Below are 11,565 nucleotides of genomic sequence, written 5' to 3'. Positions count from 1 at the left end.
GAGTTGAGCAAACGTATTCTGGAAAATCCGTTCATCGAACTGCAGGGCGTCACCAAGGCCTTTGGCCGCACGCCCGTGCTGCAAGGGCTGGACCTGGCCGTGGCACGTTCGGAGGTGGCCTGCATCATCGGGCCTTCCGGCTCCGGCAAGAGCACCGTGCTGCGTTGCATCAATGCCCTGACGCCGGTGGACAGCGGTAAGGTCGAGGTCGCCGGTATCCGTGTCGACAGTGCCAGGCTGGATGCCCAGGCGCTGCGCAAGCGAGTGGGCATCGTGTTTCAGGGCTACAACCTGTTTCCCCATCGCACGGTGCTGCAGAACGTGATGATGGCGCCGATCCAGGTGCTGGGCCGCGAACGCAGCGAGGTGGAGGCGCAGGCCCGCGCCTTGCTGGCCAAGGTGCGCCTGACCGGCAAGGAGAACGCGTACCCGGGCGAGCTTTCCGGTGGTCAGCAGCAGCGCGTGGCGATCGCGCGCAGCCTGTGCATGCAGCCGGAAGTGATGTTGTTCGACGAAGTCACCGCAGCGCTCGATCCGGAAACCGTCAAGGAAGTGCTGTCGGTGATCCAGGAGATCGCTGCCGAGGGCATGACTTGTGTCCTGGTGACCCATGAAATGCGCTTCGCCCAGGAAGCGGCGGACTATGTGTATTTCATGGATCAGGGGCGGGTGGTCGAGCATGGCAGCGCTGATGCTCTGTTCCGTGCGCCCCAGGATGCCCGTACCCGGGCCTTTCTGGACAAGGTGCTGTGAGCCAGGTGCCATTGCCCAGACGTGGGCGCCCGGCGCTGCGCGTCGACGTGGCGGTGGTCGGCGGCGGCGCGGCGGGTGTCGCGGCAGCGCTGGCCGCCGCCGAATGTGGGCGCAGCGTGGCACTGATCGAGGGCTATGGCTTTCTCGGCGGTACCGCGACAGTGGCGGGCGTGCAGTCCTATTGCGGCTTTTATACCAGTGGCGCCGAGCCCGAGCAGGTGGTGGGCGGCATGGGCCAGCGGGTGCTGGACAGCCTGGCAGCGATGGGCCACGAGGTCGCGCCATTGGCGCAGAGTTCTGGCAACTGGATCATCCTGCTTGATCCCGAGCGCCTCAAGCTGGCGCTGGATCGCCTGGTGCAACAGGCTGGCATCCAGACCCTGCTGCATTGCCGGGTAGTGGCTGCCGAGCAGCAGAACGGCGTCGTCCATACGTTGCTGTGCAGCGATCCTGATGGTTTGTTTCGCGTCGAGGCACGCTCGGTGGTGGATGCCAGCGGCAATGCCAATATCGCGGCGCTCGTTTCGCCAGGCAGCACGCGCCCTCGGGTGCAGGCGGCAACCCTCACCGCGCGCATCACATCGGTGGATACCGCGCGCAGCTTCGACCGCAATGACCTGCAGGCCGCCGTGGCCGATTACCAGCGGCGCACCGGGCAGACCCTGGCGCGCAGCAATGGTGGTTTCTTCGTGCGCTTGCCGTGGTCGCAGGGTTACTGGGCGATGATGGTCGATGTCGACTTGCCCGACTGCACCACCCAGGCCCTCAGCCGTGCCGAAATGGAAGCCAGGGCCATTGCCCATGATTACCTGGAGTCCCTGCGCCGCAAGGTGCCGGGGTTCGCCAGTGCACAACTGGAAGTCACCGGCCCGCAGTTGGGCATTCGCTCCACCCGCTGCGTGCGCTCGCAACAGGATGTGCGGATTGGCGACCTGCTCGAAGCCCGCCGCCGTGCCGATGGCATTGCCCGTTCCGGCTGGCCATGCGAGTTGCACCCGTATCCGGGCGTGACCGAGTACCGCTGGATTCCCGACAGTGGCTGGTTTCACGTGCCCTACGGCGCATTGATTCCCCTCGATGGCAGCAACCTGTGGCTGGCCGGGAGCTGCATCGGTGCTGATGACGAAGCCTTTGGCTCGGTGCGGGTCATGGGGTGCGCCTTCGCCACCGGGCATGCCGCCGGCGTCGCTGCGGCGTTGTCCTGTGGCCAGGCCCAGCGTGCCTCGCTGTCGGCCGTCAGGTCCACGTTGCTGCAACAAGGAGCCATCCTGTGACCTCATCAGTCGAGACATCCCCACGCCGCGTTCTGGTTACCGGCGCGGGCAGTGGCATTGGTCGTGCGGTGGCACTGGCCTTCATCGAGCAGGGCGCTCAGGTGCTCGGCTGGGACCTGCAGGCCTCGACCGATTTGGAGTACCCGGTGCAGGCGCTGGATATTCGCGACCCACAGGCCGTGCAGCAGGCTGCAGCAGGCCTGGAGCGGCTCGATGTACTGGTCAACTGCGCGGGCATCGCTCGGCGTGGGCATGCCGCGAGCCTGGCGGTCGAGGATTGGCGCGCGGTGATCGATACCAACCTGAGCGGCACCTTTTTCTGCTGCCAGGCGGCCTTCGCCGCGCTCAAGGCCTCGGGTAATGGCCTGATCATCAACATCGGCTCGTTTGTCGCCCATCGCTCCGGCCCGGGCCGGGCCAGCTACGTGGCGAGCAAGGCCGGTGTGGTGGCGTTGACCGAGGTGCTCGCGCTGGACTTCGCCGAGCATGGCATCCGCGCCATTTCGGTCAGCCCCGGCTATACCCGTACCGCGATGGTCGGCAAGGCGCTGGACGCCGGTCGCCTCGACGAACAACGCCTGTTGGCGAAGATCCCGGCCAAGCGCCTGGCTCAACCTGAAGAAATTGGCCGGGCCATTCGCGCCCTGGCTGATCCGGTTTTTCAATACGCCAACGGCTGCGACTTCGTGATCGACGGCGGCATCATGGCAAACGGTGTGGAGTGATGGTGACTGCGATAGACAGACAATGGGCCGACAATCATCTGGCATTGCTGGATGAGGCGGTTCCACAACAGGTCAGCGCCGTGATTGGCCTGCTGGTGGCCGATACCCTGGCAATTGCCAGCCATGCACGCCGTCATGGTGTCGGCGGCACCCTGGCTGATCGTGCCCTGGTCGAGGCCGTGAGCACAGGGTGTTCGGTATGGGGCGCGGACTTTCGCGCCACGCCTGCGGATGCCGCGTTTCTCAATGGCTGTGCGGCCGAGGCGCTGGACTTTCAGGAGGTGCTGATCAACCCGCGCAACAATGGCCATGCCGCGGTGGTGATCGTGCCGACGCTGCTCGCCTTGGCCGAGCAGCGGGGCATTGGTGGGGAGCGTCTGCTCAAGGCCTTGTGGATTGCCTTCGCCGCCAACATCAGCCTGGCCGAGGCGTTGGGGCGTGCCCATCGCAGTGGCCAGGCCGGTTTCCGCACGACGTCGTTGCTGGCGCCGATTGCCGCCAGCCTGGGAGCCGCGGCGCTGATCAGCGATGACCGCGACCTGGCGATGCATGCGGCGGCAATCACCGCGACCACGCTCAGTGCGGGCCTGTTGTCGGCGCTTTCGCCGGCGGTGGGCAGCTACAGCCTGGACAAGGACCTGGCCATTGGCTTTGCCGCGCGCAACGCCCTGCAATCGGTGCAACTGGCCGAAGCCGGAGCGTCCGGCCCGCAAACGCCCTTGACCGGTGAGCATGGCTGGCTGGCCAGCTTCGGTTTCGATTCATCGCAGCCTGAACGCCTGCTCGCCGACCCCCGTGAGTGCGATCTGTCGGCCTACGCGATCAAGGCTTATCCCGCCTGTTTTGGCTGCCAGTCGGCAATTCGTGCTGCGCTGGATCTGCTGGAGGCGGTCGATCCTGCGCAGATCACCCGGGTGAGGGTCGAGGTCAACCAAGGCAGTGCCAGTTCGCTGTCGACGCGGGTGATCGGCAACCACCTCGCGGCCCGTTTCAGCTTGCCCTATGCCGTGGCCAGCGCTTTCGTGCGTCGGCGTTCGGTGCTGGCGGACTTCGAGCAGGAAGCACTGGATGACCCGGCTGTGCTCGCCTTCATGGCGCGTGTAGAGGTGTGCGCCAGTGACAAGCTGACCGCGCAGCAGCAGGCAACCGGCGGCTTCCCGGCGGTCTTGACTGTGTATGCGGGGGAGACGGAGATTGCCCGTGTGAGTCGCTCCGGGCCGCTCGATGGCCTGGACGGAGCTGCCCGGCATGGCCTGTTCCAGCGCAAACTGGAGCAGCTGTGCGAGGCGCCCGTACGCGAGCGCCTGCTGGACCTGGCAGCGGCGCCCTGGCACATCGAACAGCTGTTCCAGGCACCGCTATGAACCGGGGCATGGGCGTATGGCGAGCGCTGCTGGGCGCCGTATGCGCGTGGGCTTGCGTGTCGCTTCCGGCACAAGCTGCGGCGGTTTCCGAGGCTGCGCAGGCGCTGCATCAGCGCCTGCTGGTGCTCGATAGCCACATGGATACGCCCCGCCAGTTGGTACGCCCCGGCTGGGACATCCTGCAGCGCCACGACGCTGCCAGTGACCTGTCCCAGGTTGACGTGCCGCGTATGCGCGAGGGCGGGCTGGATGGCGGCTTCTGGGCCATCTACACGCCTCAGGGCGCACGCACCGTGCAGGGCCGCGCAGACGCGGCAGCCTATGGCTTGTCACAACTGCTGCGTCTGCGCGATCTGGTCGATCGCCATCCTCAGGTGTTCGGCCTGGCGCTGACTCCGGAAGATGCCGGCCGTATTGCCGCAGCCGGCAAACGGGTGGTGTTCATCAGCATGGAGAATGCCGAGCCACTGGCGGCTGATCCGGCGTTGCTGGCTACCTACCAACGTCAGGGATTGCGCATGCTCGGGCTGGTCCACAGCAGCAACAGCGACCTGGCCGACTCGGCCACGGCCATCGCCGAATGGCATGGCCTGAGCCCGACAGGCCGGCAACTGGTCCAGCAAGCCAACTGCCTGGGCATTCTGCTGGACGCTTCGCATGCTTCCGACAGCGCTTTCGACCAGATGCTCGAACTGTCGCGGGCGCCGATCATCCTGTCGCATTCCTCCAGCCGTGCCGTCAATCCTCATCCGCGCAACATGGATGACCAGCGCCTGCTGCGCCTGGCCGCGCGGGGTGGGGTGATTCAGGTGAACACCTACAGCAGCTACATCACGCCCCTGGCTGCCGATCCGCGTCGCGACGCAGCCTTGCAGCCGCTGTATGCCCGGCTACGCCAGATGGCGGCATTGAGCCCGGATGAGTTTCGCAGCCTGGCGGCCGAGATCGGTGAGGTGGAGCGACGCTATCCCAAGCCTCAAGCCAGCCTCGATGACTTCATGGCGCACCTGCTGCACGTCCTGAAGTTGCTGGGGCCGGGGCATGTCGGCATCGGGGCCGACTGGGATGGCGGCGGTGGGTTCGCCGGGCTCGAGGATGTTTCGCAGTTGCCGAAGATTACCGAGCGCCTGCTGCAGGCGGGTTACAGCGAGCAGGACATCGCGGCGGTCTGGAGCGGCAATCTGCTGCGTGTGCTGGGCCAGGCGCAGGCGTTTCCCCTGTCCGCCCAGGCGCGCGATGGCTATTGCTCGCCAGCGCGTTGAAGTCTTTTTATCCATCTATTTCTACAAGGTGTTTTCGTTCGCATGTCCAGTTTGCCGATCTACTTCGATTACGCAGCCACCACGCCGGTTGATGAACGGGTAATCGCCGCCATGGTTGATTGCCTGGGGGTTGGTGGCAATTTTGCCAATCCGGCTTCGTCGTCCCATGGCTTTGGTCGCTCGGCGCGGATGGCAGTCGAGCAGGCGCGCGGTCAGGTGGCCGAACTGGTGGGCTGTACGCCCGAGTCACTGGTATGGACCAGCGGTGCCACGGAATCCAACAACCTGGCCATCAAGGGCCTGATGCAAGGTATGCCCGACACGCGCCGGCATCTGATCACCAGTCGCCTCGAACACAAGGCGGTGCTCGATACGGTGTCGCAGCTGGAACAACAAGGTCTTGCCGTGACCTGGCTGGAGCCCGATGGCGATGGTCTGATCCAGCCGCAGCAGGTTGTCGAGGCGTTGCGCGAGGACACTGCGCTGGTGTCGCTGATGATGGTCAACAACGAACTGGGTACGCTGACCGATATCGCCACCATCGGCGAGGCGGTGCGCCGCCATGGCGCGTTGCTGCATGTCGACGCGGCGCAGGCCACGGGCAAGTGCGTGATCGATCTGGGCGTTTTGGCGGTGGACCTGATGTCCTTCAGTGCACACAAGACCTACGGCCCCAAGGGCATTGGTGCGCTGTATGTGGGCGAGCGTGCGCGTGGGCTTCTGCAGGCGCAGATTCACGGCGGCGGGCATGAGCGCGGGCTGCGTTCTGGCACTTTGGCGACTCACCAGATCGTCGGCATGGGCGCCGCCTATGCGCTGGCCGGTGAGAAGATGGCCGACGAAACTGCACGTATCGGTACGCTCAGCCGGCAATTGCGCGAGGGGCTGTTGGCCTTGCCGGGCGTGCGCCTCAACGGCAGCGCCGGACAGCGTATTCCGCATACCTTGAACCTGCTGGTCGATCAGCCTCAGTTCAGCCCTGAGCGGATCGCCGGCAGCCTGGCGCTGTCGTCCACGTCGGCCTGCAATTCCGCAGCTGCAGGACCTTCCCATGTACTGCGAGCACTGAGACTGGACGATGCTCAGGCGGCACGCAGCATCCGCCTGAGCCTGGGCCGTTACACCACCACGGAAGAGGTCGAGGCTGCGATCCAGGCAATCCGCCAGGCTGTCACACGAGAGGCATCCCCCTGGGGATAATGCGTAGGGCGCGCCGTGCGCATCGCGACGGCCCGAAGGGTGGCGGTCATGGATGGCAGCACATAAAAAAGGCCCGCGGATATCCGGCGGGCCTTTTGCTTTCTGCTCCGTGGCTCAGTGTTTGGCACTGTCCTGCGGCAGCGCCAGCAGCTGTTTTTCGTGGTTCCAGTCGAACGGTTCGTCATTGGCTTCGGCTTCATAACGGCGTTCGTCGAGGGCCTGGAACAGGCTGATTTCCTCATCGGGCATGAAGTGCAGGCAATCACCGCCGAAGAACCACAGCAGGTCGCGTGGGACCAAGTGGGCGATCTGCGGGTAGCGGTGGAATATCTGGCTGAGCAGGTCCTGACCCAGGTACAGGCTGTTTTCCGGGTCGCTTTGCAGTTCGCTGAGCAGTTCATCGAAGCGTTCGAGGAACAGGGCGTGAGTGTCGTCCTCGACCTGTTCGGCTTCGCCCAGGGCGACCAGAATGCCGCGCAGGTGGGCGAGCAGGGCGAGATGGTGGTCGAGGTAGGCGGTGGCCATGAGCATGATCCTGAGACTGAAACGGGCGCGGGAGTATAGAACTCCACGGGCCTGCTTGTCCTGGCCATGGGCCGTGAGGATGACGTTCGGGTGCGTTGCTTCGGTTTGGAGGTGGGATTGCCGACGCTGCATCCCTGCGCGTCGGCAGCCTGAGACTCAGCGCACCTGGCCTGGCGTGAGGAGGAGTTCCTCCTTGCTGAAGTCGTCCACGTCGATCACCTTGCGACGCGCCGTTTCGGCCGCGCGCAATTGCTGGGCTTCCTGGGCGCTGAGCAGGTCGCTGCGCAGGGCCGCGTCGATCAGGCTTTCGCCCGGGGCGGGTTGCAGTTGATCGTCCTTGAGCGCCTTGTGCAGTTTTTTCTGCAGCGGCTGGGCGGCATCGAGCAGTTCGGTCGCGTGTTGCAGCGCGCCGACCGGGTCGTCGACATCCTGCGGGCGGTAGCAGCCGGCGAGCAGCTCTTCCAGAGCAGCATCGCCCCGTTGGCGGCCGATGAGTGCGGCGATTTCCGCATCCAGCTCATCCGACGGCCCCTTGTGACGGCGGCCGAACGGGAACACCAGCACATGCAACAGGCAACCGAAGATACGGTTGGGGAAGTTGCTCAGCAGGTTTTCCAGTGCCTTCTCGGCTTTTTCCAGGCTTTCCTCCAGGGCCCAGCTCAGCAGAGGGCGCAGGTGCTCCGGGCTGCCCTGGTCGTGGTAGCGCTTGAGCGCAGCGGATGCCAGGTACAGGTGGCTGAGGGCGTCACCCAGGCGGGCTGACAGGCGCTCGCGGCGTTTCAGTTCGCCGCCAAGCAGCATCATGCTGAAGTCGGCGAGCATGGCGAAGGCCGCTGCCAGGCGGTTGAGGGCGCGGAAGTAGGGGCGCGACAAGGCGTCACCAGGCGCATGGCCCAAAGCACCGAAGCTCAGGCCGAGCAGCAGGGTGCTGGCGGCGTTGCTGACGGCGAAGCCGATATGCTGCATGAGCAGGCCATCGAACTCCTGCAGGGCCTGGGCATGGTCTTCGCGACCGGCCAGGGCCATTTCCTTGAGCACGTAGGGGTGGCAGCGGATCGCCCCCTGGCCGAAGATCATCAGGTTGCGCGAGAGGATGTTGGCGCCTTCCACGGTGATGAAGATCGGTGCGCCTTGCCAGGAACGCGCCAGGTAGTTGTTCGGGCCCATGATGATGCCCTTGCCGCCATGCACGTCCATGGCGTGCTGGATGCATTCGCGGCCACGCTCGGTCAGGTGGTACTTGAGGATGGCTGAGAGTACCGAGGGCTTCTCGCCCAGGTCAACGGCATTGGCGGTGAGGATGCGCGCGCTGTCCATCAGCCAGGCGTTACCGCCAATACGCGCCATGGCCTCCTGGATGCCCTCGAAGGCCGACAGCGGCACATTGAACTGCTCGCGAATGCGTGTGTACTGGCCGGTGGTCAGGCTGGTGGCCTTGGCGGCACCGGTGCCCACGGCAGGCAGCGAGATGGAACGGCCGACGGACAGGCAGTTCATCAGCATCATCCAGCCCTTGCCCAGGTAGTCCGGCCCGCCGATAAGGAAGCTCAGCGGCACGAACACGTCCTTGCCCGAGTTGGGGCCGTTCATGAAGGCGGCGCCGAGCGGCAGGTGACGGCGGCCGATTTCCACGCCGGCGGTGTCGGTCGGAATCAGCGCCAGGCTGATACCGAGGTCTTCCTTGTCACCCAGCAGGTGGTCGGGGTCGTAGGCCTTGAAGGCAACACCGAGCAGGGTGGCGACCGGGCCGAGAGTGATGTAGCGCTTTTCCCAGGTCAGGCGCAGACCGAGCACTTCCTCGCCCTGCCAATCGCCCTTGCAGATGATGCCGACATCCGGCATGGCGCCAGCGTCCGAGCCGGCCAGCGGGCCGGTGAGGGCAAAGCAGGGGATGTCATCGCCACGCGCCAGACGCGGCAGGTAGTGCTGGCGCTGCTCGTCGGTACCGTAATGCAGCAACAGCTCGGCCGGGCCGAGGGAGTTGGGCACCATCACGGTGGAGGCGAGGTCGCCGCTGCGGGTAGCCAGCTTCATCGCCACCTGCGAGTGGGCGTAGGCGGAAAAGCCCTTGCCGCCGTATTCCTTGGGAATGATCAGGGCGAAGAAGCCATGCTGCTTGATGTGCTGCCAGGCCTGTTCTGGCAGGTCCATCTGCTGGCCGATCTCCCAGTCGCTGACCATGGCGCAGAGTTCTTCCGTGGGGCCGTCGATGAAGGCCTGTTCCTCTTCCGTCAGTTGTGCCTTGGGATAAGCCAGCAGCTTGTTCCAGTCCGGGCGGCCGCTGAACAGCTCGCCGTCCCACCAGACGGTGCCGGCCTCGATGGCATCCTTCTCGGTTGTCGACATGGGCGGCAATACCTTCTGGAACCAGGCGAACAGCGGCGCACTGATCACCTTGCGACGCACATCGGGAAGTACCAGCGGCACGGCCACACCGAGCCACAGCAGCCACAGAATCAGCTGCAACCAGCCAGGAGCATGGCTGAACAGGCTCAGGGCGAGCAGAAAAGCGGCAACGATGCCGAGCGCAGGCAAGGGAGCGGTGCGTCGGTGGGCCAGGTAGGCCGTGCCGAAAACGAGTACCAGTAGCCAGACAGCAAGCATGCAAAATCCTCCGTGAAGACGAGGCCGCGCGCCTCATCAAAAGCGTAGCCGTCAATCCTGGTTCGAGTCGACGGCGAGGGTGGCAGGCGCCAGGGAAATGCTGAGGGCACGAGCCGCGAGCTCGTGCCCGTCAACCGGACACTTCGTTGATAGTGACCATGGCTCATGCTGGAGAGTTCGGTGAATAAAGGTGTGGAAGGGCTCAGATACGCTCTGCGGGCTTGCACATGGAAGGGTCTTTTTGCCTGTGAGCGCAGTGAGTGACGCTTGAGCGCGGGGCGTTGGCGTATCAAGAGAAAGAGAAACTGCCAATCCCATCCAGATGCGGCCTTCGGATACTTGCGCCCCAGTGGGGATTCAGTGTCAATTGGCAAACTGTCTGCGCTCATCGACTGGATCCAGATATCCAAGGCGTTATCACGTCGACTCTGAGCTCAACCCCTCAGCCCAACTACCGAGAACATATGCGTAACGTTTACCTTCCACGTCTAGTCATTCTCGCAGGCCTGCTGATTTCACAACCGTCGTTGGCCGCTGACCCAGTCGATACGGTGTACCGGTTGTACCAGGCGTTTGCCTGGGAGGCTGTGATTGCTGGGCCCGACTATGCCACGCCCTTTATCGAGCAGCCCGAGGCCGTGCTGAATCAATACCTGACCCAGGAATTGACGGTGCTTCTGGTGCAGGACCGTGAGTGTGTCGCTCGCACCGAGGAAATATGCAGGTTGGATTTCTCGCCGCTGTGGATGTCGCAAGACCCGGCCGCCATGGGTTTGACGATTGTGCAGGCCTCTCGCCCTGGCGAGGTCTCGGTGAGCTATCGCTTCCCTGGCAGCGATGAAAAGACCTCGATGCGCTACCGGTTGGTCGAGGGCAGCGAGGGTTGGCGGGTCTCGGATGTGCTTTACGAGGGCAATGTGTCTTTGAAGGCGCTGCTGTCCGGAGATCTGTAGCCACAACGGCCATTTGCCTGAGAAATTCACGTGAGTGGTCATGGATATGGCGCTCGTCTGCGCCATATCGCTCAGCCTTTCAACTACCTTTTCTCTTCTCAATCTTTTTGGGCTCAGAATGGAACCCTGAGCTGACAGCCGTGCTGCAGCAGTAGTACAGAATGAGGTTGCCTATGTTGACTATCTGGGGACGCAAGAACTCGTCGAATGTGCGCAAGGTGCTGTGGTGTGCCGAGGAGGCGGGGGTGGCCTATGAGGCCATCGATGCCGGTGGCGCTTTTGGCGTGGTCGGGGACGCGGCTTATCGGGCGAAGAATCCCAATGGCCTGGTGCCGATGATCGAAGATGGTGATCTGGTCCTGTGGGAATCGAACGCCATCGTGCGTTACCTGGCTGCTCGCTATGCGCCTGGAAGCTTGTACGTCGAGGATGTTGCCGTGCGTGCCGGTGCGGACAAGTGGATGGACTGGACCACCTCGACGCTGGCTGCGCCGTTCCGGGATGTATTCTGGGGCACGTTGCGCACATCTCCCGAGCAACGGAACGAGGCGGCAATCGAAACGGCCCGGCAACGGTGCGCCGAGTTACTGGCCATTGTCGATCAGGCGCTGGCCAAGCAGCCCTGGCTGTCTGGTGAGCATTTCGCCATGGGCGACATTCCCCTCGGTTGCTTCATCTATGCCTGGTTCGAGATGCCTATCGCTCGGCCGGATTTGCCACACCTTGCGGATTGGTATGCACGTCTGCGTCAGCGGCCGGCATTTCAACGCGCCGTGATGACGCCGTTGACCTGACTTCTGCAACACATGGTTGCATTTGTCCGATGCTGCCCTTATCTAGGGTCTGCTCCCGTTTCATTCATGACTGGCCTGGCCGAAGCGCCTGTTTCGATACCCTGAGTGTCT

General features: G+C 64.1%; 10 protein-coding genes. 8 read left to right on the top strand and 2 right to left on the bottom strand.

The annotated features are described in order from the left end of the window. Positions 1–3: 3 nt before the first annotated feature. The 6 genes from ACWPW0_RS13410 to ACWPW0_RS13385 are packed head-to-tail and all read left to right on the top strand — an operon-like array spanning position 4 to position 6,578. On the top strand, positions 4–753 hold the full coding sequence (locus tag ACWPW0_RS13410) for an amino acid ABC transporter ATP-binding protein (protein WP_454255559.1): 750 nt from the start codon (positions 4–6) through the stop codon (positions 751–753). 5 nt (positions 754–758) lie between these two features. Then, the gene (locus tag ACWPW0_RS13405; RefSeq protein WP_454255558.1) at positions 759–2,027 is read left to right on the top strand and encodes an FAD-dependent oxidoreductase; all 1,269 of its coding nucleotides are present in this window, start codon (positions 759–761) and stop codon (positions 2,025–2,027) included. Next, a complete protein-coding gene (locus tag ACWPW0_RS13400) occupies positions 2,024–2,752 on the top strand; it encodes an SDR family NAD(P)-dependent oxidoreductase (RefSeq protein ID WP_454255557.1) in 729 nt (242 codons plus the stop codon). Before ACWPW0_RS13405 ends, ACWPW0_RS13400 begins: the two co-directional genes overlap by 4 nt. Continuing rightward, on the top strand, positions 2,752–4,116 hold the full coding sequence (locus ACWPW0_RS13395) for an MmgE/PrpD family protein (RefSeq protein ID WP_454255556.1): 1,365 nt from the start codon (positions 2,752–2,754) through the stop codon (positions 4,114–4,116). Before ACWPW0_RS13400 ends, ACWPW0_RS13395 begins: the two co-directional genes overlap by 1 nt. 56 nt (positions 4,117–4,172) lie before the next feature. After that, the gene (locus tag ACWPW0_RS13390; RefSeq protein ID WP_454255555.1) at positions 4,173–5,378 is read left to right on the top strand and encodes a dipeptidase; all 1,206 of its coding nucleotides are present in this window, start codon (positions 4,173–4,175) and stop codon (positions 5,376–5,378) included. Positions 5,379–5,420: 42 nt separating this feature from the next. Continuing rightward, positions 5,421–6,578, top strand: coding sequence for a cysteine desulfurase family protein (locus tag ACWPW0_RS13385; protein ID WP_454255554.1), 1,158 nt, complete (start codon positions 5,421–5,423; stop codon positions 6,576–6,578). A 114-nt stretch (positions 6,579–6,692) separates the two neighbouring features. Here the strand turns inward: ACWPW0_RS13385 and ACWPW0_RS13380 are convergent, their stop codons facing one another. Further along, complete coding sequence (locus ACWPW0_RS13380) at positions 6,693–7,103, bottom strand: PA2817 family protein (RefSeq protein ID WP_447592225.1); 411 nt, start codon at positions 7,101–7,103, stop codon at positions 6,693–6,695. A gap of 156 nt (positions 7,104–7,259) precedes the next feature. Next, positions 7,260–9,707 (bottom strand): acyl-CoA dehydrogenase, encoded by a 2,448-nt coding sequence (locus ACWPW0_RS13375; RefSeq protein ID WP_454255553.1) that lies wholly within the window; start codon positions 9,705–9,707, stop codon positions 7,260–7,262. A gap of 464 nt (positions 9,708–10,171) precedes the next feature. Between ACWPW0_RS13375 and ACWPW0_RS13370 the strand changes: the two genes are divergently transcribed. Then, positions 10,172–10,660, top strand: a complete 489-nt coding sequence (locus ACWPW0_RS13370) for a hypothetical protein (RefSeq protein WP_454255552.1) — start codon at positions 10,172–10,174, stop codon at positions 10,658–10,660. Positions 10,661–10,833: 173 nt separating this feature from the next. Further along, positions 10,834–11,454: a glutathione S-transferase family protein gene (locus tag ACWPW0_RS13365; protein ID WP_454255551.1), complete on the top strand. Its 621-nt coding sequence runs from the start codon at positions 10,834–10,836 to the stop codon at positions 11,452–11,454. The last annotated feature ends 111 nt before the right edge of the window (positions 11,455–11,565 follow it).

This window comes from Pseudomonas sp. Marseille-Q8238, assembly GCF_965111915.1.
This window is presented reverse-complemented; position numbering and strand designations above follow the sequence as displayed.

Coding starts and splice junctions, on each gene's coding strand:
- ACWPW0_RS13370 (WP_454255552.1), top strand. CDS start 10,172: ATGCGTAACGTTTACCTTCCACGTCTAGTCATTCTCGCAGGCCTGCTG.
- ACWPW0_RS13365 (WP_454255551.1), top strand. CDS start 10,834: ATGTTGACTATCTGGGGACGCAAGAACTCGTCGAATGTGCGCAAGGTG.
- ACWPW0_RS13375 (WP_454255553.1), bottom strand. CDS start 9,707: ATGCTTGCTGTCTGGCTACTGGTACTCGTTTTCGGCACGGCCTACCTG.
- ACWPW0_RS13395 (WP_454255556.1), top strand. CDS start 2,752: ATGGTGACTGCGATAGACAGACAATGGGCCGACAATCATCTGGCATTG.
- ACWPW0_RS13380 (WP_447592225.1), bottom strand. CDS start 7,103: ATGGCCACCGCCTACCTCGACCACCATCTCGCCCTGCTCGCCCACCTG.
- ACWPW0_RS13385 (WP_454255554.1), top strand. CDS start 5,421: ATGTCCAGTTTGCCGATCTACTTCGATTACGCAGCCACCACGCCGGTT.